Below are 25,140 nucleotides of genomic sequence, written 5' to 3' on the forward strand. Positions count from 1 at the left end.
AACCATTGAACAAATGAACTAATAAAATGATTAAAAGTTATTTAAAAACGGCATGGCGGTTTTTGTTGAAAAACAAAACCTTTAGTTTAATTAATATAGTGGGATTGGCTACAGGTACACTGTGTTGCCTTTATATTTTGCTTTATGTGCAGGATCAGTACAGTTATGATAAGCAACACAAAGATGTTAAAGACCTGTACCGTATTACCACAACGCTTGAGCTCACGGGTGATAAGCATGATGGCGCGGCAAGCTCGCCGCCAATAGCGCCGGCCATGAAAAATGATTTTGGCGAGGTTTTGCAGTTTACCCGGCTGGTAACAACCGAAGGTTTTGGAGCTAAACAGCATCTGTTACGCTACAAAGAAAAATCATTTTATCAACAGAATGCGGCTTATGTCGATTCTACTTTTTTTGATGTGTTTAACTTTCATTTTGTTAGTGGTAATGCCAATAAAGTACTGGCCGAGCCTTACAGCCTTGTATTAATGAAGCCGGTAGCCGATAAACTTTTCGGCAGCGAGGATCCTATAGGGAAAATGATCTCTATCGATAATTCATTCGGCAAACACGATTTTAAGGTTACGGGGGTGGTTGACGAAAGCGCCGGTCAGTCGCATATCAAAGTGAGTATGTTTATGGCTATGAACAGTGGCGGCTTAGGTCAGTACGTACGGCAAAATACCGCATGGGCCGGTAATAATTTTTTGTATGCCTATGTAAAGCTGCGCCCTAATGCCAGTGCGGCAGCCCTGGAAAAAAAGCTTCCTGACTTTTTAAATAAATATGGTGCCGACCAACTGAAGGCCATCGGCATGAAAAAGGCGCTGCACCTGCAGCCTGTAACTACCATTCATACAACGCCAGGGCATGAGCATGAGCTAACCAAAACACTTGATCCTGGATTCCTGTACATTATGATACTGGTGGCTGTACTGATACAGGTAGTGGCTTGTATCAATTTCATGAACCTTTCAACAGCGCGTGCATCAAAACGTGCCAAAGAAGTAGGTGTACGCAAAGTAATAGGCGCGGGCCAGGGCGATTTGATGAAGCAGTTTTTAGGCGAATCGTTTATGCTGACGCTTATGGGCGTAGCCATCGCATTGCCATTACTCATATTGCTGCTGCCATATTTAAACCAGGTAACCCATACCGATATTCATTTATCGTTTTTTAGCAATTACAGGCTTTGGCTAATGCTGACGGGCATAGTTGTGGTTACCGGTTTTGTAGCCGGAAGCTATCCTGCATTTTACTTGTCGGCGTTTAAGGCTATCAAGGTGATCAAAGGGAATTTTACCAGTCATATTTCGGCAGCAGGAATCCGTAAATCATTGGTAGTGTTTCAGTTTGTGCTGTCGATAGTACTTATAACAGGTATTATCGTGATCTACAGTCAGCTCAATTTCGTAAAAAATAAAGACCTCGGCTTCGACCAAAATCAAAAGCTCATCTTTAATTTTTATACCAATACCACGCAGGGCAAAATGAAGAATTTTGCAAATGATTTAAGGCAGCTGGCCGAAGTTAAAACCGTAAGCGATGCCGATAATTACCTGAGCCAGTTTGTACCGCATGATCACGGAGTTTACACTGCAGGAGGCAATATGACCACTGCAACTGATGCACAAAATATTAATACTGATGAGTTTTTTGCCAAAGCGAACGGCATTAAAATAATTGCCGGCCGGGACTTCCGGATAGGGGATACTACCCGGGTACTCATTAATGAAACCTTATGTAAGCGCCTGGGACTAAACCCGCAGACTGCTCCGGGTACACGATTGTATACCCAATATGATCCGGACCCGGTAACCTTTGTTGAAGTGGCCGGGGTAATGAAGGACTTTAATTACAACTCCCTGCATATGGAAGTAAAGCCGTTTATGCTGGTTTACCGTAATGATCCGCGACAGTTTAATGTGATGGTGGTATCAACAGATAGCAAAAACTATAAATCGCTGCTGGGCAAAATGGAAGCGCTGTGGCGTAAAGACATAGCCGACGCACCTTTTGAATATTCTTTCTTAGATACCGAGGTGCAAAAGCAGTATGAAACTGAAGTTACCTTGTCGCAAATTATTAATGCCTTTACGCTGATGGCGATAGTGATATCCTGCCTTGGCCTGTTTGGCTTGGCAGCTTTCAGTGCCGAACAGCGCAGTAAGGAAATAGGTGTACGTAAGGTGCTTGGCGCCAGCGTAACGGGTATTGTGCAGTTATTATCAAAAGATTTTGTAAAGCTTGTATTGATAGCCCTTGTAATATCCACGCCAATAGCATGGTGGGGCATGAGCAAATGGCTGCAGGCATTTGAATACCGAGTAACGATAAGCTGGTGGATGTTTGCCCTTGCCGGTATGCTGGCTATGATAATAGCCCTGTTAACCGTAAGCACGCAAGCCATAAAAGCTGCACGGATGAACCCGGTGAAGAGCCTGAAGGCGGAGTGACGAAAGTCATTAAGTCATTTGCTTCGCGTCATCAGGTCATTGAGTTAAAAATGACTTAATGACCTGATGACCCAATGATATAAAGTAAATGAACTAAGCATATGATGAAAAACTATTTAAAAGTAGCCTGGCGTAATTTGCTGCGTAATAAAACGCATGCCTTTATTAATGCTGCGGGGCTTTCGGTAGGTTTGGTGTGCAGCCTGCTGATCATGCTTTGGGTGCAGAATGAGCTGGATATGGATTCGTGGTTTAAAAATGGGTCACGGATCTATGCAGTTTATGAGTTACAAAAATACGACCATAAGCTGCATGGTAGTTACAATACTCCGGGCCGTACTACCGAAGAGATAAAAAAAGTATTCCCGGAAGTACAGTACGGTGCAAATATGGGTTTCGACCAATGGAATACCTTCCAGGTAGGCGATACAATATTAAAGATTGGCGGTACCTCCGCCGGCGAAGATTATTTTAACATCTTTAGTTATAAACTGCTTCAGGGTTCGGCCAAAACTGCATTAAATACCCCAAAGAGCTTGTCCATCTCGCGTAAAATGGCTAACCGTTTTTTTGGCAGCGCGGAGGCAGCCATTGGTAAAACAATCCGCTATGAAAACGCTAAAGATTTTACAGTTACTGCTGTATATGAGGACATGCCGAATAACAGCTCGCAAAAGTTTGATTTTGTGATGAACTGGTATAACTTTTTGGATGAAAACACCTGGGCGCGCGACTGGGGCAACCAGGGGCCAGCCGCTGTTATTATGCTTCGCCCGGATGCCGACCCGGTGAAGTTTGCCAAAAAGATCCCTCATTTTTTAGATTCTTATAATGGTACAAACCGTAAAACATCAACTTTTATCATCGACCTGGGGATGATGCGTTATAGCGATACTTACCTGCGGGGCAATTTTGAAGATGGAAAAATTGTAGGAGGGCGTATTGAATATGTACGTATTTTCAGCATAGTGGCGGTGTTTATTTTGTTGATAGCCTGTATCAACTTCATGAACTTAACTACAGCCCGCTCGGTTAAACGGGCTAAAGAGATTGGGGTACGCAAGGTAGTAGGTGCCGTGCGTTCGGCTTTAATAGGCCAGTTCATTGCCGAGTCGATGCTCATTACCGCACTTTCGGTTTTGGTTTCCCTGATATTGCTTGTACTGTTGTTGCCGTTTTTTAACGAGGTAACCCAAAAGCAAATTGAATTGCCCTTTTATGATGCTGCTTTTTGGTTCAAACTTGGGGTAATTACGCTGATAACCGGTTTAGTATCGGGGAGTTATCCGGCTTTATTCCTGTCGTCGTTCAATCCGGTTAAAGTGCTCAAAGGAGCGCTGAAGCTTGATACCGGTACCACTTTGTTCCGTAAAGGGCTGGTGGTGTTTCAGTTTGTACTATCAGTTGTGCTGATTACCGGTACTATAGTCATATCGGGACAGATGAATTTTATCCAATCGAAAAATTTGGGTTATGACCGCGAAAACCTGGTTTATATTCCGCTTGAAGGTGATTTGACAGCCAAATACAGCACTGTTAAGCAAGAGGCTTTGAGAATGCCCGGGGTGCAATCAATTACGCGGATCACTAATACGCCAACCAATATCCAGAATGGAACTGGCGGTGTTGACTGGATAGGTAAGGATCCCAATGTTAATATCCAGTTCACCCAGGCATCGGTAGGATACGATTTTGTGAAAACTATGAAGATCAAAGTATTGCAGGGTCGCGATTTTTCGAAAGACTTCCCGACGGATTCTGTTGGCTATATCCTTAACGAAGCCGCGCTGAAAAGGATAGGGTATAAAAACCCAATAGGCCAGCCGCTGACTTTTTGGGGCAAACATGGCAAAATTGTAGGTGTAATCAAAGATTTTCATTTTAACTCCATGCATGAAGAAATTAAGCCATTGGTGTTAAGATGTGCCGAAAACGAAAACTATGGCAGTATCCTGTTACGTACGCAGCCCGGCAAAACCCGCGAAGCGCTGGCCAGCATGGAAAAGTTGTGCAAACAGCTAAATCCGGCCTTCCCGTTCAATTATAATTTTTCGGATGAGGAATACCAGAAGTTGTACCAGAACGAGCAGGTAATTGGTAAGCTATCAGATGCATTTGCCTTTTTAGCCATCTTTATATCATGTCTTGGCTTGCTTGGTTTAGCCATGTTCACAGCCGAGCAGCGCGTAAAGGAGATAGGCATCCGCAAGGTACTGGGCGCGAGTGTAGGCTCGTTGTTCAGGCTTTTATCGTCGGAGTTTATGTTACTGGTAGTAATCGCCTTACTTATTGCTTCACCAATAGCCTGGTATGCTGCTTCAAAATGGCTGCAGGGTTATGCTTACCGTACACAGGTACAATGGTGGATGTTTGGACTATCGGGCACGTTAATTATTTTGATAGCGCTGGCAACTGTAAGTTTCCAAAGTATTAAAGCAGCGCTGATCAACCCGATAAAAAGTTTGAGGTCGGAATAATTTGATTTCGGATGTTCGATTTCGGAGTTAAGAAATAATATTTTATCTCATTGTGAAGAGCGATGAAGCAACCGCATACTATACAGAGCCTATTTGCTTAGCATGCGGTTATCCTCCGGCAATGACTAAATGATAGGCACCAATGAACTAATGAACAAGTGAACCAATGAACTATAATCATGTTAAAGAATTACATCAAAATCGCGTTCCGTAATATTGTTAAAAACAAGGTGCATGCCTTTATTAACATTGCGGGTTTATCGGTGGGGATGGCAGTGGCCATGCTTATCGGTCTTTGGATCTGGGACGAACTATCGTTTGATAAGTACCATAGCACCTACAACCGCATGGGGCAGATCATGGTTACACAAACGGCAAATGGAGAAACGCCTACTTTTCGATCGACCGTGGTGCCGCTGAGTGCCGAATTGCGCACTAAGTATGCCAGCGATTTTAAACATACTTCGCTTTTTTGGGGTGGGGCGCATATTCTTTCGGTAGGTGATAAAAAGATATCACAAATTGGGGCCTGGGCCGAGGGTGATTTGCCGGCCATGCTTGCATTGAAAATGGTAAAAGGCAGTTATACCGAGTTTAGGGATCCTTCATCAATAGTTATATCTCAATCAATTGCCAAAGCGCTGTTTGGCAATGCCGACCCGGTCAATAAAACTATCAAAGCTGATAATAAAACAAACTTAAAAGTTATCGGCGTATATGAAGACCTGCCACGCAATACTTCATTTTATGAAACAAAGTTCCTGATGCCCTTTTTTAATAAAAACAACTGGTGGGGCACGCAAACGGGAGCATGGGACAATCATGGCTGCTCATTGTTTGTTCAGCTGGCCGATAATGTGGATTTTGATAAAGTATCGGCTAAGATCAGAAACATTACCAAGCCACATTTCAAGATGAATGATGAAAGTATACAGGTGCACCCCATGAGCAAATGGCACCTGTACAGCGATTTTAAAAACAGCAAACCTGTTGGTGGACTTATTGAAATGGTTTGGCTGTTTGGTATTATCGGGGTATTTGTATTGTTACTGGCCTGTATCAATTTCATGAACCTGAGTACCGCCCGAAGTGAGAAACGTGCTAAGGAAGTGGGGATCAGAAAGTCTATCGGCTCCATGCGCTCACAGCTCATCAATCAGTTTTTGAGCGAATCGGTAATATTTGCCTGTTTGGCGCTGGTAGTTACACTGGGTATAGTTTTGGTTGCGCTGCCATCATTTAATCATATTGCTGATAAACAAATAAATATGCCATTTGGCAATGTTTGGTTTTGGCTCCTGGCTTTGGGTTTTACCTTATTTACAGGCGTCATAGCAGGCAGTTATCCGGCATTTTACCTTTCATCATTTGAGCCGGTGAAGGTTTTAAAGGGCACTTTCAAGGTCGGCCGTTTTGCGTCTCTGCCGCGTAAGGTTTTGGTTGTTGTGCAGTTTACGGTATCCATAGCGCTGATTATCGGTACTATAGTTGTGTTCAGGCAAATCCAGTATGCTAAAGACAGGCCGGTTGGTTATTCACGCGCGGGCTTACTTTCTTTCGAGATGAAGACCCCTGAGATTTACGGCCATTATGAAACCATGCGTAACGACCTGATCCAAACCGGCGCGGTTGAGGATATGGCCGAATCAAACAGTACTACTACAGAGATTTGGGCAAATAATGGTGGGTTCGATTGGGAGGGCAAGCCCGCAGGCTTCGACCCCACTTTTGGTACCGTTGCTATAACTTATGATTTTGGGCATACTGTAGGCTGGAAAATTATCCAGGGCCGCGATTTTTCAAGAAACTTCCCAACGGATACCGGTGCCTTTATCCTCAACGAATCGGCAGTGAAAATGAGCGGTATTAAAAACCCGGTAGGTAAAGTGATCCGGTGGAACAAGCAGGATCATGTTGTTACGGGCGTGGTGAAGGATATGGTGATGGAATCGCCTTACAAAAAAACCGTAGCTACGGTTTTTATGATGTTACCGGGCTGGGTTAATTTCATAACGCTGAGGGTTAAACCAACCATGCCCATGCAGGAGGCTTTAAAAAAGATAGAACCGGTGTTCAAAAAATATAACCCCGGCAGCCCGTTTGATTTTAAATTTAATGATGACGAATACGCGAGCAAGTTTTCGGACGAACAGCGGATCGGGAACCTCGCTACCATATTTGCGGTGTTGGCTATATTTATATCGTGCCTTGGCTTATTCGGCCTGGCTTCATTTGTTGCCGAACAACGCATCAAGGAGATAGGGGTGCGCAAAGTATTGGGAGCGTCGGTAGCCAACCTGTGGCGGTTACTTTCGACAGAGTTTGTGGTTTTAGTTACCATATCGCTCTTTATAGCTATTCCGGCAACATACTATTATATGAACAACTGGCTGCATAAGTATGAATACCGGTCGACCATAACCTGGTGGATCTTCGCGGCATCGGGAGTTGGCGCCGTGGTAATCACTTTATTAACGGTTAGCTACCACGCCATAAAAGCGGCGCTGGCCAACCCGGTGAAGAATTTGAGGAGTGAGTAAGACCTCACCCAACCCTCTCCAAAGGAGAGGGCTAATAAATTAATAATCAAATTAAAGATCCCTCCCCTTTGGGGAGGTTAGGAGGCGTAAATGTTTAAAAACTATTTAACCGTTGCGTGGCGAAACCTTGTTAAGAACAAGGCGCATACGTTTATCAATATTACAGGCCTGTCGGTAGGTATGGCGGTAGCTATGCTTATTGGCCTGTGGATCTGGGATGAGTTATCGTACAATAAGAGTTTTGACAATTATGACCGTATTGTGCAGGTGTGGCAAAATCAAACCTTTAATGGTGTTACAGATGCACAAACAGCCATGCCTATGCCGCTCGGGTATAAACTCCGGGATGATTTTAAGCATGACTTTAAATATGTAGTGCTTTCAACCTGGACGGATACGCATATTATGGCTTATGGTGATAAAAAGCTTACCAAACAAGGGAACTACATGCAGGCCGAAGCACCTGACCTGCTTAGCCTCAAAATGCTGAAAGGCACACATTCGGGCCTGGCAGATCCTTCATCTATTATGCTTTCTGCGTCACTGGCTAAAGCGCTTTTTGGCGATGCCGACCCGATGCTCAAGACCATTAAAATTGATAATGAGTGGAATGTCAAGGTAACGGGAGTGTATGAGGATATACCGCATAACAGCAATTTCCGGGATCTTGGTTTTGTTGCCCCATGGGATCTGTACATGACCACAATGCCCTGGTTAAAAAATGCCCGTACGCGCTGGGGCAATAATTCCTGGCAAATCTTCGCTCAGCTAAAACCGGGTGCCAATCTGGATAAGGTATCGGCAGAGATCAGGAATATAAAACTTGATGGTCTTAAAGCCCAGGGCGATAATGTGGGCGTGAGTTTTAAGGCTGCGGTTTTCTTACATCCCATGAGCAAATGGCACCTGTCCTCGGAGTTTAAAGGTGGGTTTAATACCGGCGGCGATATCAAATTTGTATGGATGTTTGGCATCATCGGTGTGTTTGTGCTGCTGCTGGCCTGCATCAATTTCATGAACCTGAGTACCGCCCGGAGTGAGAAACGGGCCAAGGAAGTAGGGATCCGCAAAACGGTAGGTTCGTTAAGGAGCCAGCTTATCAGCCAGTTTTTTATTGAATCGCTCATGATCGCCGTGTTTGCTTTTGGAGTTTCTATATTGCTGGTACAGCTTACATTGCCCTGGTTTAATACCGTTGCCGATAAAACAATGCATGTGCTTTGGGGCAATGTTGTATTTTGGTTGATGGGTTTAGGTTTCAGCATCTTTACAGGCTTAATAGCGGGAAGCTACCCTGCTTTTTACCTGTCGTCGTTTCAACCGGTTAAGGTGCTTAAAGGTACTTTTAAGGCCGGACGCTTTGCCGCTATACCACGTAAGGTTCTTGTTGTAGTGCAGTTTACCGTTTCGGTTACACTAATCATCGGTACCACCATTGTTTTCAGGCAGGTGCAGTTTACCAAGAACAGGCCTATTGGGTATGAGCGCACGGGCCTTGTGCAGATGGACATGCGCACGAACGAGATCCACAAGCATTTTGAAGCGGTAAGGACCGATCTGCTTAAATCCGGCGCAATTATTGAAATGGCTGAGTCTGGCAGTCCGCTTACAGGCGTTTATTCAAATAACAGCGGCCTTAACTGGCGGGATAAGCCAGCGGGCTTACAGGATGATTTTGGTACAATAACTATTAGCCCCGAGTTTGGAAAAGTAGCCCAGTGGAAAATTGTTGACGGGCGTGATTTTGAAAAGAATAACCTTGCCGATTCGCTGGGTATTATCGTCAATGAGTCGGCCGCCAGGTTCATGAACTTTAAACACCCGGTTGGCGAAACGGTAGATTGGTTTAAAAAGTTTAAGATCATAGGTGTAATCAAAGATATGGTGATGTCGTCGCCATATGAGCCGGTTAAGCCATCGTTATTCTTGTTGGATAAAAATGATTTTAGCCTGCTTGATATCCGCCTGAACCCTAAAATGAGCGCGCACGACGCGTTGGCCGAAATTGAAGCCATGTTTAAAAGATATGCGCCAGGTACTCCTTTTGAATATAAGTTTACCGACGAAGAGTATGCCCGTAAATTCACCAACGAAGAGCGCATAGGCAAACTCGCCGGCTTCTTTACGCTGCTTGCCATTTTTATAAGCTGCATGGGCTTGTTTGGCATGGCATCATTCATGGCCGAACAACGCACTAAGGAGATTGGTGTACGCAAAGTGCTGGGTGCTTCAATATTTAGCCTATGGCAATTAATGTCGAAGGAATTTGTGCTCCTGGTATCGGTATCATTATTGATAGCCATACCAACAGCTTATTACTTTATGCAGGGCTGGCTGCAGGATTATAAATACCGGGCCGATTTATCATGGTGGATATTTGGCCTCACCGCAATAGGAGCCATCGCTATAACGCTGCTCACGGTAAGTTATCAAAGTATAAAAGCAGCTTCAATGAATCCGGTAAAAAGTTTGAAAACAGAATAGGGTGAGTGATTAAGACTAAAGGCCAGTTTTTACCCCGTTGCCGTGCCCTTACGACAACGGGGTGGGGCTTTCTGAACATGAATTAAACGAATTAAGGGGTTTATCGGATTTGCTAAGTATCCTGCTATAAAGTTTTAAGCTTTATGCTTTGTACATTCCGCTTTATAAATCTATAATTTGGTTCAGGCATCATTATGTAAATCCTCTAATTTTGCAAATTCAGATTCAGACAATAACAATAAAACACCGTAATGTCAATCTTGCATCCCCGCATAACGGTTTAAAGCATTATCCTTTCGGCATTCGGCACAAAATCTTACATTTGCCTGTCAATTTGGCTCTAACGGTTGCTATGGCGCAATTGTTGAGCCGGGTTGTATCATAATAAAATAATATGTTAAATTTTATCAGTAAGCTTTTCGGAAGCAAATCAGAACGGGATGTAAAAAGTATACAGCCTATAGTTGAGAAAATTAAGGCTGAATATGCTAAGCTTGGCTCCCTGAGTAATGATGAGCTTAGGGCTAAGACCATATATTTTAAAGAAACCATTGCCGAAGGCCTTTCTGGTATCGACAGTGAAATACAAGCCATTAAAGATCGTACAGAAAACGAGCTTGATATGGATGTAGCCGAAAAAGTTGAGCTTTATACTCAGCTTGATAAGCTTGAAAAAGACCGTAATAAAGAGCTTGAAGACATATTGATGAATATATTGCCCGAGGCATTTGCTGTAGTTAAAGAAACAGCAAGCCGCCTGGCTGCCAATAGTTCATTAGAAGTTACCGCTACCGAGTTTGACCGCACGCTGGCTGCCCGCAAACCAAACGTTACTATTAAAGGCGATAAAGCTTTTCATAGCAGCACATGGATAGCAGCGGGTAACGAGGTTACCTGGAACATGGTTCATTATGATGTGCAGCTTATCGGTGGTACCGTATTGCACCAGGGTAAAATATCGGAGATGGCAACGGGCGAAGGTAAAACGCTGGTAGCCACGCTGCCTGCATATCTTAACGCTTTAGCCGGACAAGGCGTTCACATCGTAACGGTGAACGATTACCTGGCCCGACGAGATAGTGAGTGGATGGGCCCGTTGTATGAATTCCACGGTTTATCTGTTGATTGCATCGACAAACATGAACCAAACTCTGAGCAGCGCCGTGCCGCTTATTTGGCCGATATTACTTTTGGTACCAACAACGAATTTGGTTTCGATTACCTGCGTGACAATATGACACGCAGCCCGGAAGAGCTGGTACAACGCAAATTGCATTATGCCATGGTGGATGAGGTTGACTCCGTTTTAATTGACGATGCCCGTACACCTTTAATTATATCAGGCCCTATCCCACGTGGCGATGAGCATGAATTTTACGAGTTGAAACCACGCATCGAGCGTTTGGTTAATGCGCAAAAAAACTACGTTAACGGCGTATTGAACGAAGCTAAAAAAGCTATTAACGACGGTAATACCGATGTTGATGGTGGTGGTTTAGCTTTGTTACGTGCTTTCCGCGGTTTGCCAAAAAGCAAAGCATTAATTAAATTTTTGAGTGAAGGCGGTAACCGTACCATCCTGCAAAAAGTAGAAAATCACTACATGCAGGATCAGGGCAAGGAAATGCCTAAGGTTGACTCTGAATTATTCTTCGTTATTGACGAGAAAAATAACCAGGTTGAACTTTCTGAAAAAGGTATCGAGCTGATCACCGCATCCGGCGAAGATCCTCACTTTTTTGTGATGCCTGATGTAGGTACCGAAATTGCCGAGATCGAAAAATCAACCTTAAGCGCTGAAGAAAAGATTGCCCGTAAAGACGAATTGATGCGTGACTTCTCCATCAAATCTGAACGTATCCATTCGGTTAACCAGTTACTGAAAGCTTATACCCTTTTTGAAAAAGATACCGAATATATTCTTGACGAAGGAAAGGTAAAGATAGTTGACGAGCAAACCGGTCGTGTATTGGACGGCCGCCGTTACTCTGATGGCTTACACCAGGCTATTGAGGCTAAAGAAAACGTAAAAGTTGAGGATGCTACCCAAACTTTTGCAACCATTACCCTGCAAAACTACTTCAGGATGTACCATAAGCTTTGCGGCATGACTGGTACCGCTGTTACCGAAGCAGGCGAGTTTTGGGAGATCTATAAACTGGATGTGGTTGAAATTCCAACTAACTCCGCCATCACCCGCGAAGACAAACAGGATTTAGTTTACCGCACTGTACGTGAAAAATACAACGCGGTAGCCGAAGAAATTGTTAGCCTTACCCAGGCTGGCCGCCCGGTACTGGTTGGCACAACATCGGTTGAAATTTCTGAATTATTAAGCCGTATGCTTAAGTTGCGCGGTATCAAACATAACGTACTGAATGCCAAAATGCACCAGAAAGAAGCCGATATTGTGGCTGAAGCTGGTAAAGCCGGCACTGTCACCATTGCTACCAACATGGCTGGTCGTGGTACGGATATTAAATTAGGCCCTGGCGTTAAAGAAGCCGGTGGTTTAGCCATTGTGGGTACCGAGCGTCACGAATCACGCCGTGTCGACAGGCAGTTGCGCGGTCGTTCTGGTCGTCAGGGTGACCCAGGTTCTTCACAGTTCTTCGTATCGTTAGAGGATAACCTGATGCGTTTATTCGGATCAGAGCGGATTTCAAGCCTGATGGTACGTATGGGCATTGAAGAAGGCGAGGTGATCCAGCACTCTATGATCTCCAAATCAATTGAGCGCGCACAGAAAAAAGTGGAAGAAAACAACTTCGGCATTCGTAAACGTTTGCTGGAATATGACGATGTGATGAACTCACAGCGTACGGTGATCTACACCAAACGTAAAAACGCCCTGTTTGGTGAGCGTTTGGATGTTGACCTGAGCAACACCATTTTTGATGTGGTTGAGGACATTGTTACCGAATATAAAGAAAGTGCCAACTACGAAGGCTTTACCTTAGAAGTGATCCGCTTGTTCTCGGTTGATATTGAGCTTAGCGCTGACGAATTTACTGCAAAAACAATTCCGGCATTAACTGATCTGACCTTCCAAACGGTAATGGACTTTTATAAACGTAAACAGGAAGCAGTTGCACAACAGGCCTATCCGGTTATTAAAGACGTTTATGAAACCCGCGGTCAGTATGTTGAAAACATTGTTGTTCCGTTCAGCGATGGTATTCACGGTATCCAGGTAGCCGTTCCGCTTAAAAAGGCGGTTGAAAATCACGGTCACGAGGTATTTAAATCTTTCGAGAAAAACGTTACCCTGTACCTGATCGACGATGCATGGAAAGAGCACCTGCGCGAAATGGACGAGTTAAAACAATCAGTACAAAACGCGGTTTACGAACAAAAGGACCCGCTGTTGGTTTACAAGTTTGAGGCGTTTGAACTGTTCAGGGGGATGCTGGCTAACGTGAACAAGGAAATTGTAAGCTTCCTGTTCCGCGGCGGGATCCCGGTTCAGCAACAGGCCGAAGAGGTAAGGGAAGCAAGGCCTGAGCCAAAGCTTGACTTGCGCAAAATGAAAACCACCAAGGCCGAAGTAGTGAGCGAAAGTAACGGTGTGCCTATGGATGATTTTCCGCAGGAGCCGCAAAAGATCACCCCGGTAAGGGTTGAAAACAAAATTGGCCGTAATGACCCTTGCCCTTGCGGTAGCGGTAAAAAATACAAAAACTGCCACGGCGTAGGGCAGAATTAAGCCTTTGAAAATGTCATCCCGAACTTGTTTCGGGATCTCATAGGATAAGTTGCCAGCATGATGCCAACCATGCTCGTGGGGTGCCGAAACAAGTTCGGCATGACAACATTTATTAAAAAATAAAAAGAATGAAAAAAGCAGTATTTGATCATCAAGCTAAATCAGCCGTTATCAGATACTGCTTTTTTGTTTTATTACTACTTGCATCAACCCAAAGCTTTGCACAAACCCGCGGCAAGGTTGAAGTGATCAAAGACCCGCTGGTTGACAGCCTGATAGCTAAAAGATTTACGCTGAACAGTACAGCAGGTACCGATGCCGCCGGTTATTCATCCTACGGTTACCGGGTACAATTCTTCAGTGGATCAAACCGCAAGGATGCCTACAATGCGCAAAACCGGTTGCAGCAGCAATATCCCGAACTGCGTACTTACATCAGCTATCGCGAGCCCAACTTTAAAGTGAAAGCAGGCGATTTCCGTACCCGGCTCGAAGCAGAAAAACTGGTACAAGAGCTGCGCTCATCGTTTTCAAGCATATTGATCATTTCCGAAAAAATAAATCTCCCTAAAACGGATCCTAATAATGATTAAAGAGCAAATACAGGAATTATCCGCAAAAATATTCAATGAGGTTGTGGCTAACCGCCGCCACCTGCATGCCAACCCCGAGCTTTCGTTTCATGAACTGCAAACCTCGGTGTTTGTAGCCAATAAGCTTGAAGAGCTTGGCCTGGAATACCATAAGATGGCCGATACAGGTTTGGTAGCCCTCATTAAAGGCGAAAAACCGTCTGACGCCGGCAATGTGGTTGCATTGCGTGCCGATATGGATGCGCTTCCAATATTGGAAGCCAATGATGTTCCGTATAAATCGCAAAACCCGGGCGTGATGCATGCCTGCGGCCATGATGCGCATACCTCATCATTATTAGGTACAGCTAAAATATTAACCGAATTGAAAAGCCAGTTTGCTGGCACCGTTAAGTTGATCTTTCAGCCGGCCGAAGAAAAACTGCCCGGCGGTGCAAGCCTCATGATTAAAGAGGGCGTTTTGGAAAACCCCAAACCGGCTGCCGTATTGGGCCAGCATGTAATGCCTTTGATTGATGCCGGTAAAGTTGGTTTCCGTGCAGGTAAATATATGGCCTCAACTGATGAACTTTATGTTACTGTTAAAGGTAAAGGCGGTCACGGTGCTCAGCCGCAGCAAAATATCGATCCGGTTATCATCACCGCACATATATTAACCGCGCTACAACAGGTAGTGAGCCGTTTTGCCGATCCTAAAAGTCCGTCGGTATTATCATTTGGTAAGGTTATAGCCAATGGGGCTACCAACGTGATCCCTAACGAGGTTTATTTGGAAGGTACTTTCCGCACCATGGATGAGAAATGGCGCGAGGAAGCTCACAAACGCATGAAAAAAATGGCCGAAGGCATTGCCGAAAGCATGGGCGGAAGCTGCGATTTCAATATCATGCGCGGTTATCCGTTCCTGATCAACGAAGAAAAATTAACCCATGCCACCCGCGGCCATGCCGAAGCTTACCTGGGGAAAGAAAACGTGCTCGACCTGGACATCTGGATGGCTGCCGAAGATTTTGCTTATTACTCGCAGGCTGCCAGCAGCTGTTTCTATCGCCTCGGCACCCGTAACGAAGCCCGGGGAATAACTTCATCTGTGCATACACCTACTTTTGATGTGGAAGAAGATGCATTTAAAATAAGTACCGGTTTGATGGCTTATTTGGCGGTAAAGCAACTCGGCAACTAAAAACCATGTCATTGCGAGGTACGAAGCAATCGCGAACTTTGCAGATCCGCTCTGTATTGCATGCGATTGCCGCGCTACGCTCGCAATGACATGCTGTAAAAAGCAATCAATGAAAAAACTACTCCTGATCCTTATCCTTACAGGCGCAAGCCTTTTCACCAAAGCTCAGCAAATCAATCGCTTTAACCCTGATACTATCCGTACTATTGTTATCGATTCATTGGTTGATATCCGCTCACATAAACTCAATGCGCAGGATTTCATAGATGCCGTATTGGCCGATACAGGCTTTTATAAGGCCTTCCAGAATATGAAAGGCTTTGGCTTTACTGCCGAAAACCGAATTTTTACTTACGACAGCAAGAACCGGGTAAACGGGCGCATCTACCGTAAAATACTCCACAGCAACGCAGCCGGTAAACATAAAATAGAATACGTTGCTAAAAAGGACAGCGGTGATGTTTACAAAAAGAACGGCAAGTACCAGTTGTATACGGTTGAGATGTTCGATTTTATTTTCATGAACGCCTATAACTCTGATTTTACTAAAGGGGATGCCCTGCCGGGATCGGGAGGTAAAAATGAATCATACAAAAGCAAACTCAAAACGCTGATCTTTACGCCGGGCCGTAAGGTAAGCGGGATTCCTTTCATCAGCAGCAAAACGGAAATTTTCTCTAATGATATGCGCCAGTATTATTATTACGAATTTGCGCGTGGTAAGTACCTCGACACCATTCCTGTTTACCGCTTTAAGGTGAGGTGCAAGCCGAGCACATCCGACAGCGATACCATGATCAAGGAAATGACCACCATTTTTGATGAGCGTACCTTTCAGATCCTTGGCCGCTATATCGATATGAAGTTCAGCAACATGTTCTTTGATTTTAATGTGCAGATGGACATCGAGCTTAATAATTTCCAGGGCGAACCGCTACCTACAAAAATTACCTACCAGGGTAATTGGAATATTCCCTTTCATAAGGAAGAGCGTGCGAGTTTCTTGATTGTGCATAAGGATTATAAGAGGGAGTAAGCATCTTTATCTTAGCCCAACACCCGGGCGGGAGCAGGGCATAGCAAGAGGTAAATCATACAGTTTATAGGATGAAAAACTGATCTCTGACTGCCGCCCTGAATCTTGGACTAAACTAAGCCATCAATCGGTGAAATCAAACAGGTTAAAACTTAATGATCTTTTCTATCTGCTCGTTTACAAATTTTATGGTATCGGGCTTAAACAGGTTCCCTTCTTCATCAAACTCTTTGTGTATGGCCGCTATATGTAATTTAAGCGCCATAATGTTGAGGTGCAGGTAATGGCAAACGCCGGTAAAATGGTCGACCCCTCGGATATTACCATATTTGCCCGATGATAAGCCTATCAGCGCCGCTTTTTTATCATAAAAACTTTCGGGGAAGCTACACGCATCAATGAAAACCTTAAGTACACCCGGAAAGCTGCCGTTATATTCGGGGATAAGGAATATGAATTTATCCGTATTGGTAACTATTTGCTGGATAGGCTCAAATGCGGCGCTGCGTTTGTTGTAGAGGTCGGTTTCAATAACGTTTGGAGGCAGCTGAGCAAGTGATAAGATGCCTGCTTCAACACCCTTTTCCTGCAGTTTTTGCTGATAAACGTTAGCAAGTTTGAGCGTTGAGCTTCCCGGTCTGTTGGTTGACGATATTATGGTTATCATTTATTATTAGTAAATTGCTGACTGATCTGATTAGTAATATCGTTGTTGAATAATTTGTAATATTTTGTTAATGAATGGTTTAGTAATAAATATGGTTAAGTAATAATATTTATTAATTGCCGCACTGATAATTTACTAATTTGATCAATATTGTTTGTAAATAGGCAAAAGCTGTGGAATTCTACATTATTTAATTCCGTATCTTTATCACCGGATAAAAACTTTACGAAAGTAGAAATTTCTGTTTCTATTTAACGTTGTTATAAATCACAGAACTATAAATTTTTTTAAACTATAGAATGAGTAAAATTATTGCTTTAGCCAACCAGAAAGGCGGCGTAGGGAAAACTACATCATCTATAAATCTGGCTGCAAGTTTAGCTGTATTAGATTATAAAACCTTGTTGGTTGACGCCGACCCGCAGGCTAATTCAACTTCGGGCATCGGTTTCGATCCCCGCAATATAAAAAACAGTATCTATGAATGTATCATCAATGAGGTTGACCCTCATGAGGCCATTCAGAAAACTGAAACTCCCAATCTTGATTTATTACCCGCACATATTGACCTGGTAGGTGCCGAAATTGAAATGATCAATTTAACCGGCCGTGAGTTTAAAATGAAACAGGTATTTGAAAAAGTGAGGGATGAATATGATTTTATTATTATTGATTGTTCACCGTCATTAGGTTTGATCACCATTAACGCTTTAACCGCTGCCGATTCGGTAATTGTACCGGTACAGTGCGAGTATTTCGCGTTGGAAGGTTTGGGCAAATTGTTAAATACCATTAAAATAGTTCAATCGCGCCTTAACCCGCAACTGGAGATTGAAGGTATTTTGTTAACCATGTACGATGTGCGTTTGCGTTTGAGCAATCAGGTGGTTGATGAAGTTAGGACCCATTTTGAAGACATGGTTTTTGATACCATTATACAGCGTAATACCCGTTTAAGCGAGGCCCCGAGCTTTGGCGTATCGGTAATTATGCATGATGCTACCTGTAAGGGTGCAATAAATTATTTAAACCTTGCCCGCGAAATTCTGGAAAAAAACGGATTGGTTAAGGGTGAACAGGCAACAGCTACAGCAACAGTATAGTAAATGAGTGGTGAAAAGAGAAATGCCCTGGGAAAGGGACTGAGTGCGCTATTAAACGACACGCCTAACGTACAACCATACCAAAACAGAAACAGGGAAACAGCAAACCCGGCCGAGGTAAATGACCTTGGCTCGGTTAATGAAATAAAACTGGCCGAAATTGAGGTTAACCCGTTTCAGCCACGTACCGATTTTGATGAGCAGGCACTGGCCGAGCTTTCAGAGTCGATCAAACTGCAGGGTTTAATTCAGCCGATAACGCTCAGGAAAATAGGGGCACATAAATATCAGCTGATATCAGGCGAGCGTCGTTTTCGGGCATCAAAGCTGGCTGGCCTAACCCAGATCCCGGCTTATGTGCGTACTGCCAATGATCAGCAAATGCTGGAAATGGCACTTATTGAAAACATTCAGCGCGAAAACCTGAATGCAATTGAGGTTGCCCTGAGTTTTCAGCGCATGATTGAGGAATGTAACCTGAAGCAGGAAGAACTGGGCGATAGAGTAAGCAAAAACCGCTCAACAGTGACCAACTACCTTCGTTTGTTAAGGTTGCCGCCGGTTATCCAGGCCTCCATTCGTGATGGCGAGCTTTCAATGGGGCATGCCAAAGCTATTTTAACGCTAACCGATCCTGCCAAACAATTATTTATACATCAGCATATTATAAAGGAAGGTTTATCCGTTCGTAAGGTTGAAGAACTGGTAAGAGAGATGCAAAAGTCGCCGGTAAAAAAGGAAGGCAAACAGCCGGAGCCGGTATCATATCAGTTGCAAAAGATCCAGGATGACCTGGCTTCAAAATTTAGTACAAGGGTAAAACTAAAAGTTGGCAGCCGCGGAAGCGGTGTTATCGAGATCCCTTTCCTTTCGGAAGATGATCTTGGCCGCATCCTTGAAATGCTTGATTGGTAATTGTTAATTTAAAAAATGTATAAATTCCTGTTTTTTTTAGCCGTATCAGCTTTTTTTATTTCTGCCGCACAAGCTCAGGTAGTTGATAGTACGGGGAGTAAAAAAAGTGATACGCTGAAAGTAAAGCATCCTGTTAAAACCCCGTCGGGTTCATTTGCTCCAAAGATTGATCCTGCCAAAGAAAAGATCTATCATCCCGATAGTACCCACATCCCGCATAAAGCAGTAATGCATTCATTGATGATACCTGGTTGGGGCCAGGTTTACAACCACAGATGGTGGAAAGTGCCGTTAATTTACGGAGGTTTAGGTTTGCTAACCTCGGCCATTATATATAACCAGCATTATTACAAAGAATATTTAACATTATCAAGATACCGCCAGGGTACTCCTCCTAATCCCGGCGACCCTTATTATACAGAATATAACCTTTATAAAGACGTGCCCGATGCCAACTTGAGCGATGCCCGTGAAAATTCAAGGCGTAACCGTGATTTGAGCATACTGGGCTTTTTAGCTGTATGGGGTATCCAGGCTATTGATGCTTATATCGATGCCAAGTTCATCCACTCATACACGGTGGATAATAATTTGTCGTTCAAAGTAGCCCCGGGTATAATTAATCAGCCGGTTTATGCGCAGGGTGCTAATAATGCTTATATTCCGGGTATAAAAGTTACCTTTACGTTTTAATAAGGAAAACCATAATACCTGAAATGAAGATAGCGTTACTTGGCTACGGAAAAATGGGCAAAATCATCGAAAAGATAGCCCTTAGCCGCAAGCATGAAATTGTACTTACCATTGATCATGAAACCCTCCATGACCTTACACCCGAAAACCTGCAAAAAGCAGATGTGGTAATTGAATTTACTACCCCGGCATCCGTATTATCAAATATTGAGCATTGCTTTAATGCCAATGTACCTGTTGTTATTGGTACTACAGGCTGGTACGAGAAATTACCGGAAGTAAAACAGCAATGTATTGAGGGGAATAAATCATTATTGTGGGCTTCAAACTTCAGCGTTGGCGTTAACGTATTTTTTTACGTGAATAAGCTGCTGGCTAAAGTCATGAACAAGTACCCTTATTACGAAGTACAGGTTGAAGAGATCCACCATACCCAAAAAATGGATTCGCCAAGCGGTACGGCAATAACCATCGCCGAAGGCATCATTAACAACACCGATACCAAAAATGAGTGGATTAATGTATTAACTACCGACGACAGCGATGACGATGCGAATGTTGCACCTAACCAATTGCTTATAGAATCATTAAGGATTGACAGTGTGCCGGGTACACATACTGTTATTTATGATTCGGAAGTGGATAGCATCGAATTTAAGCATACTGCCCATAACCGTAATGGGTTTGCGTTAGGCGCCGTACTGGCTGCCGAGTGGCTGCACGATAAAAAGGGTTTTTACTCTGTTGAAGCCATGTTTGATTTTAACAGCTAATAGCTTTTTAATATAAATGGCAATAGCGGGCTATATAGGGTTTTATATCATTACAGGCCCGCTATTGATTTTAATACTGGCCGGATACTGGAAACTTTTTGAAAAAGCCGGTCGCCCGGGCTGGGAAGCGCTGATCCCGGTGTATCACCTGTATGTTATGCTCAAGCTAAGCCAGCGGCCGCTCTGGTTGCTATTGTTGCTTTTAATACCGGGCATAAACTTTATTATAAGTATCGGTATCCTCATTGACTTCATTAAATCGTTTGGCAAGGTGGGCATCGGGCAAATTACCGTGTCGGTGCTGTTGCCATTTATTTTTATCCCCAAATGGGGCTTTGATAAAAATACCCGGTACGTTGGTCCATCGGCAAGTGACGATTTCAGGGAAAAATACCGTGACCTTGGTAAATCCCCATTAAGGGAATGGACGGAAGCTATCCTTTTCGCTATAATAGCGGCAACGGTTATTCGCGGGCTTTTCCTCGAGGCTTTCACCATCCCTTCGTCATCTATGGAGAGCTCACTAATGGTAGGCGATTTTTTATTTGTGAGCAAGATCAATTACGGTGCCCGCCTGCCCATTACCCCCATAGCATTTCCCTTTGCACATCATACTATGCCGCTCACCGGTACTAAAGCCTATTGGGATGGTATTAAGCTGCCCTACTATCGGCTGCCGGGTTTCAGCGAAGTGAAAAAGGGTGATGCAGTAGTGTTTAACTATCCAATGGATGCCGATTCGCCGTTTTACCGCCCTGTAGATAAGCAGGAAAATTATATCAAACGGTGCCAGGGCACGCCCGGCGATACCATAAAGCTGGAGTACGGCCAGGTATACGTAAATAACCGTTTGATAGCCGCCCCACCCAACGGGGAAATGGAATACCGGGTACGTACAAATGGTTCGGGAGGAGGTTTTGGCCCCCATACGCGATATAACCTTCATCTGTCGGATATTCAACAGTTTACCTCGGTTGATTTTACAGCGAATATGACTGCACAATCGGCCGAAAAGCTAAAAACATATCCCTATATCCAGGCGGTGAAGCCCGATATTAAGTTAAGAGGGGTGTATGATCATGAGGTTTTTCCGCATGATCCGCGCTTTAGGTGGAACGAGGATAACCTGGGGCCAATTATTATTCCGCGAAGAGGCTGGACGGTAAAGCTGGATAGCATGACCATGCCTTTTTATCGCCGGGCCATTGAGGTGTATGAAAATAATAAAGTGCAGGTTAAAGGGAACGGAGTTTTTATTAATGGGAGCAAGGCCGATAGTTATACCTTTAAAATGGATTACTATTGGATGATGGGCGATAACCGGCATAACTCTGAAGATTCGCGTTTTTGGGGCTTTGTGCCCGAAGACCATATTGTAGGTAAAGCCGTATTGGTATGGATGAGCTGGGATGCCAATTCGCCTTCATTTTGTAAAATAAGATGGGACAGGGTATTTAGAAGGATTAATTAGAGAAATATGCAGATGTGCAAATTCCGGATGTGCAGATGAGGGATTAAATAATTATCAATTTGTGCCCTAATAATAGGAATCTATAATTAATATGAGGGAGCGTAACATATAACGTGTAACATATATCTTATACATAAAATATAAACATTAAAAAATCTGCACATTTGCACATTCGATACATCATATGAACTGGAAATTCTGGAAAAAGAAAGATACAACTAAAGTAAAAAAGAAAAAAAGTGCGCTTCGTGAATGGGGCGATGCTATCATATTTGCAGTAATAGCCGCCACCCTTATCCGTACGCTGTTTATCGAAGCCTACGTTATCCCCAGCGGTTCGATGGAAAACTCGCTTTTAATTGGCGACTACCTGTTTGTGAGCAAGGTTAACTATGGCGCAAGGATGCCAATAACGCCTGTTTCGTTTCCTTTTATGCACCACACCACTCCCTGGGGCACTCAGGCCTATTGGGGGGGGATAAAATTGCCTTATTACCGCCTGCCAGGACTAAGTGATATAAAGAAGCAGGATATCGTGGTTTTTAACGCGCCGATAGAGGCCGATTCTCCTTATTTCAGGCCGGTGGATAAGCGCGAAAACATTATCAAACGCTGCCAGGGTACTCCCGGGGATACCTTAAGCGTAGTTAACGCGCAGGTTTATATTAACGGTAAAGCCGCTCCAAATCCGGAAAGGGGAAAGGAAGGTTATTTTGTTGAAACCAATGGGCAGGAATTTAACCCGGCTATTTTGAACGAGCTTAAGATAGATATCAGGGGCAATACCGGCAACCGTTATGAAATGATGATGTCTAAGGAATCGGCAGCTACTTTGAAAACTTATTCAAATGTAAAATCAATTGTGCCGGCGGTAACACTAAGAGGCACCAGCGATCCGCTGAACCCGGTTTATCCTGCCAAGTACCCGCGTTATAAGATCACACCTAATTTTCCTGACTTTAAATGGAATGTTGACAACTACGGCCCAATCATTATCCCTAAAAAAGGCTGGACAGTTAAATTGGACAGCCTGACTTTCCCGGTTTATGGCCGCGCTATTGAGATTTATGAAAATAATAAAGTAAATGTTGTGGGTAAGGATATCATGATTAACGGAAAAAAAGCCGATACTTATACCTTTAAGCTTAACTACTATTTTATGATGGGGGATAATCGTCATAATTCGGAAGACTCGCGCTTTTGGGGTTTTGTTCCGGAAGATCACGTAGTAGGCAAAGCTTTATTTACCTGGATGAGTATTGACAGTACAGCCAGCTTCTTTAATAAAATAAGGTGGAACCGGTTGTTCAGAGGCATACATTAATTGAAAATATAAAAACACCAAAGTGAACGTTTTAGGATTTGTAATAACATTTATTGTTTTAATCATATTGCCTTATATAGGCTTATGGAAATTATTCGAAAAAGCCGGCCGGCCGGGTTGGGAAGCTATAGTGCCCTTGTACAATTTATACATCATGATCAAACTGAGCGGCAGGCCGGGCTGGTGGTTTATATTATTGCTGATACCCGGTTTGGGCTTTCTTGTTGCCTTGGGTATAACTATCGATTTTATTAAATCATACGGTAAGTTCACGTTTGCAGAGCATTGCGCCGGCATTGTGCTGCAGTTCATCTATTTCCCAAAATGGGGTTTTGATAAGGATACCAAATATTTGGGCCAATCTGCAAGCCCGGAATTCAGGGAGAAGTACAAGCGGGCACTTAAGAAAACCCAGGCACGTGAGTGGGCTGATGCCATCATTTTTGCGGTAATTGCTGCCACACTGATCCGCACGCTGTTTATCGAGGCTTATGTGATCCCCAGTGCTTCCATGGAGAGTTCATTGCTTATTGGCGATTACCTGTTTGTAAGCAAAGTGAACTATGGAGCGCGTTTACCCATGACGCCTGTTGCATTCCCTTTCGCACACCATACCATGCCGCTTATCAATACCAAAGCCTATTGGGATGGTATCGAACTGCCGTACTATCGTCTGCCGGGTTTAAGTGATATTAAAAAAGGTGATGTGGTAGTGTTCAATTATCCTATGGATGCCGATTCGCCTTATTTCAGGCCGGTTGATAAACGCGAAAACTATATCAAACGCTGCCAGGGTACCCCGGGCGATACGCTGAGTGTAGTTAAGGCCCAGGTATTTATAAATGGGAAAGCTGCTGTTACACCACCAAAAGGCGAGATCACCTATGATGTTAAAACAGATGGAAACGAGCTTAACCCGCAGATAGCAACAGATTTGCATTTGTCGGATATTTCATCGGTAAATAACACTGAGTTTATTACCAATACTACCGAGGAATCGGTAAAGGCACTGAGGGGATATTCAAACATCAGGTCAGTTACTCCGCGGTTAACTCCGCCGGGGGCGTCCGATCCGATGAACCCGGTTTATCCTGCCATTTTCTCCAACTACAAAATAGGAGCTAACACTCCCGACTATAAGTGGAATGTAGACAATTTCGGCCCTGTCATTGTACCTAAAAAGGGCTGGACAGTAAAGCTGGATAGTTTAACCTTCCCGATCTACGGTCGTGCGATTGCCGTATATGAAGGCAACAAGGTTGAAGTGAACGGTAAAGACATCCTCATCAATGGAAAAAAAGCTGATAGCTATACCTTTAAACTCAACTACTATTTTATGATGGGCGATAACCGTCATAACTCGGAAGATTCACGTTTCTGGGGCTTTGTTCCTGAAGATCATATTGTGGGTAAAGCACTGTTCATTTGGATGAGCATGGATGATAACGCTTCGTTCATTCATAAGATCCGCTGGAGCAGGTTGTTTAATCTGATCCATTAGCCCCCTAAACCCCTGAAGGGGGAACTAAAGTAAAAGGCCTGTTTTGAGAAGCAAAACAGGCCTTGTGCTTTTTTTATTCTACTCTCACTGCCGCGGGCTTTCAGCCCGTGGTGTATCATAGTTTCAGCTTTCAGCTGAATTTCCGTAAGCTAAAAGCTTACATCATAGTCCCCACGAGTTACGCTGCGCTAAACCCGCGGTAGTGGGAATTGTACCTT

The 25,140-nt window shown here is 43.8% G+C and carries 16 protein-coding genes; 15 read left to right on the forward strand and 1 reads right to left on the reverse strand.

What is annotated here, in order from left to right; genetic code table 11:
- Positions 1-26: 26 nt before the first annotated feature.
- The 8 genes from ABID99_RS00800 (at position 27) to ABID99_RS00835 (ending at position 16,475) form a co-directional block, all read left to right on the forward strand.
- A complete protein-coding gene (locus tag ABID99_RS00800; RefSeq protein WP_373612576.1) occupies positions 27-2,456 on the forward strand; it encodes an ABC transporter permease in 2,430 nt (809 codons plus the stop codon).
- A gap of 101 nt (positions 2,457-2,557) precedes the next feature.
- Positions 2,558-4,933, forward strand: coding sequence for an ABC transporter permease (locus ABID99_RS00805; protein ID WP_373612577.1), 2,376 nt, complete (start codon positions 2,558-2,560; stop codon positions 4,931-4,933).
- A gap of 179 nt (positions 4,934-5,112) precedes the next feature.
- On the forward strand, positions 5,113-7,473 hold the full coding sequence (locus ABID99_RS00810) for an ABC transporter permease (RefSeq protein WP_373612578.1): 2,361 nt from the start codon (positions 5,113-5,115) through the stop codon (positions 7,471-7,473).
- A 90-nt stretch (positions 7,474-7,563) separates the two neighbouring features.
- On the forward strand, positions 7,564-9,957 hold the full coding sequence (locus ABID99_RS00815; RefSeq protein ID WP_373612579.1) for an ABC transporter permease: 2,394 nt from the start codon (positions 7,564-7,566) through the stop codon (positions 9,955-9,957).
- A 394-nt stretch (positions 9,958-10,351) separates the two neighbouring features.
- On the forward strand, positions 10,352-13,663 hold the full coding sequence (gene secA / locus ABID99_RS00820) for a preprotein translocase subunit SecA (protein ID WP_188833446.1): 3,312 nt from the start codon (positions 10,352-10,354) through the stop codon (positions 13,661-13,663).
- Between the two features lie 128 nt (positions 13,664-13,791).
- A complete protein-coding gene (locus tag ABID99_RS00825; RefSeq protein WP_373612580.1) occupies positions 13,792-14,256 on the forward strand; it encodes an SPOR domain-containing protein in 465 nt (154 codons plus the stop codon).
- Positions 14,249-15,439, forward strand: a complete 1,191-nt coding sequence (locus ABID99_RS00830) for a M20 family metallopeptidase (protein ID WP_090529452.1) — start codon at positions 14,249-14,251, stop codon at positions 15,437-15,439. Before ABID99_RS00825 ends, ABID99_RS00830 begins: the two co-directional genes overlap by 8 nt.
- A 109-nt stretch (positions 15,440-15,548) precedes the next feature.
- Complete coding sequence (locus ABID99_RS00835) at positions 15,549-16,475, forward strand: hypothetical protein (RefSeq protein WP_373612581.1); 927 nt, start codon at positions 15,549-15,551, stop codon at positions 16,473-16,475.
- A gap of 145 nt (positions 16,476-16,620) precedes the next feature.
- On the opposite strand, the gene ABID99_RS00840 is transcribed toward ABID99_RS00835, so the two are convergent.
- Positions 16,621-17,142 carry an NADPH-dependent FMN reductase gene (locus ABID99_RS00840; protein ID WP_188833443.1) on the reverse strand — a complete coding sequence of 174 codons (522 nt, stop codon included), beginning with the start codon at positions 17,140-17,142 and terminating at the stop codon, positions 16,621-16,623.
- A gap of 299 nt (positions 17,143-17,441) precedes the next feature.
- Between ABID99_RS00840 and ABID99_RS00845 the strand changes: the two genes are divergently transcribed.
- The 7 genes from ABID99_RS00845 to lepB (ABID99_RS00875) all read left to right on the forward strand — a co-directional run bounded on the left by ABID99_RS00845 (position 17,442) and on the right by lepB (ABID99_RS00875) (position 24,922).
- Positions 17,442-18,245 (forward strand): ParA family protein, encoded by an 804-nt coding sequence (locus ABID99_RS00845; RefSeq protein WP_090529444.1) that lies wholly within the window; start codon positions 17,442-17,444, stop codon positions 18,243-18,245.
- A gap of 3 nt (positions 18,246-18,248) precedes the next feature.
- Entirely contained in the window at positions 18,249-19,160 is a 912-nt protein-coding gene (locus ABID99_RS00850) for a ParB/RepB/Spo0J family partition protein (RefSeq protein WP_188833442.1), read from the forward strand.
- A gap of 15 nt (positions 19,161-19,175) precedes the next feature.
- On the forward strand, positions 19,176-19,853 hold the full coding sequence (locus ABID99_RS00855) for a DUF5683 domain-containing protein (RefSeq protein WP_090529438.1): 678 nt from the start codon (positions 19,176-19,178) through the stop codon (positions 19,851-19,853).
- 23 nt (positions 19,854-19,876) lie between these two features.
- A complete protein-coding gene (dapB, locus tag ABID99_RS00860) occupies positions 19,877-20,626 on the forward strand; it encodes a 4-hydroxy-tetrahydrodipicolinate reductase (protein ID WP_090529435.1) in 750 nt (249 codons plus the stop codon).
- Positions 20,627-20,642: 16 nt separating this feature from the next.
- Positions 20,643-22,097: a signal peptidase I gene (gene lepB, locus ABID99_RS00865; RefSeq protein ID WP_373612582.1), complete on the forward strand. Its 1,455-nt coding sequence runs from the start codon at positions 20,643-20,645 to the stop codon at positions 22,095-22,097.
- Positions 22,098-22,281: 184 nt separating this feature from the next.
- Positions 22,282-23,421 (forward strand): signal peptidase I, encoded by a 1,140-nt coding sequence (gene lepB, locus ABID99_RS00870; protein ID WP_373612583.1) that lies wholly within the window; start codon positions 22,282-22,284, stop codon positions 23,419-23,421.
- A gap of 22 nt (positions 23,422-23,443) precedes the next feature.
- Positions 23,444-24,922 carry a signal peptidase I gene (gene lepB, locus ABID99_RS00875; RefSeq protein WP_373612584.1) on the forward strand — a complete coding sequence of 493 codons (1,479 nt, stop codon included), beginning with the start codon at positions 23,444-23,446 and terminating at the stop codon, positions 24,920-24,922.
- The last annotated feature ends 218 nt before the right edge of the window (positions 24,923-25,140 follow it).

The sequence above is a fragment of the Mucilaginibacter sp. OAE612 genome (genome assembly GCF_041806395.1).
Lineage (GTDB): Bacteria > Bacteroidota > Bacteroidia > Sphingobacteriales > Sphingobacteriaceae > Mucilaginibacter > Mucilaginibacter rubeus.

Excerpts from the sequence above, each read along its gene's own strand:
- secA (WP_188833446.1), top strand. The coding sequence starts at position 10,352 with ATGTTAAATTTTATCAGTAAGCTTTTCGGAAGCAAATCAGAACGGGAT.
- lepB (WP_373612583.1), top strand. The coding sequence starts at position 22,282 with ATGAACTGGAAATTCTGGAAAAAGAAAGATACAACTAAAGTAAAAAAG.
- ABID99_RS00855 (WP_090529438.1), top strand. The coding sequence starts at position 19,176 with ATGTATAAATTCCTGTTTTTTTTAGCCGTATCAGCTTTTTTTATTTCT.
- ABID99_RS00810 (WP_373612578.1), top strand. The coding sequence starts at position 5,113 with ATGTTAAAGAATTACATCAAAATCGCGTTCCGTAATATTGTTAAAAAC.
- ABID99_RS00840 (WP_188833443.1), bottom strand. The coding sequence starts at position 17,142 with ATGATAACCATAATATCGTCAACCAACAGACCGGGAAGCTCAACGCTC.
- ABID99_RS00815 (WP_373612579.1), top strand. The coding sequence starts at position 7,564 with ATGTTTAAAAACTATTTAACCGTTGCGTGGCGAAACCTTGTTAAGAAC.
- ABID99_RS00835 (WP_373612581.1), top strand. The coding sequence starts at position 15,549 with ATGAAAAAACTACTCCTGATCCTTATCCTTACAGGCGCAAGCCTTTTC.
- ABID99_RS00845 (WP_090529444.1), top strand. The coding sequence starts at position 17,442 with ATGAGTAAAATTATTGCTTTAGCCAACCAGAAAGGCGGCGTAGGGAAA.
- ABID99_RS00805 (WP_373612577.1), top strand. The coding sequence starts at position 2,558 with ATGATGAAAAACTATTTAAAAGTAGCCTGGCGTAATTTGCTGCGTAAT.
- dapB (WP_090529435.1), top strand. The coding sequence starts at position 19,877 with ATGAAGATAGCGTTACTTGGCTACGGAAAAATGGGCAAAATCATCGAA.
- ABID99_RS00830 (WP_090529452.1), top strand. The coding sequence starts at position 14,249 with ATGATTAAAGAGCAAATACAGGAATTATCCGCAAAAATATTCAATGAG.
- ABID99_RS00825 (WP_373612580.1), top strand. The coding sequence starts at position 13,792 with ATGAAAAAAGCAGTATTTGATCATCAAGCTAAATCAGCCGTTATCAGA.
- ABID99_RS00850 (WP_188833442.1), top strand. The coding sequence starts at position 18,249 with ATGAGTGGTGAAAAGAGAAATGCCCTGGGAAAGGGACTGAGTGCGCTA.
- lepB (WP_373612582.1), top strand. The coding sequence starts at position 20,643 with ATGGCAATAGCGGGCTATATAGGGTTTTATATCATTACAGGCCCGCTA.
- ABID99_RS00800 (WP_373612576.1), top strand. The coding sequence starts at position 27 with ATGATTAAAAGTTATTTAAAAACGGCATGGCGGTTTTTGTTGAAAAAC.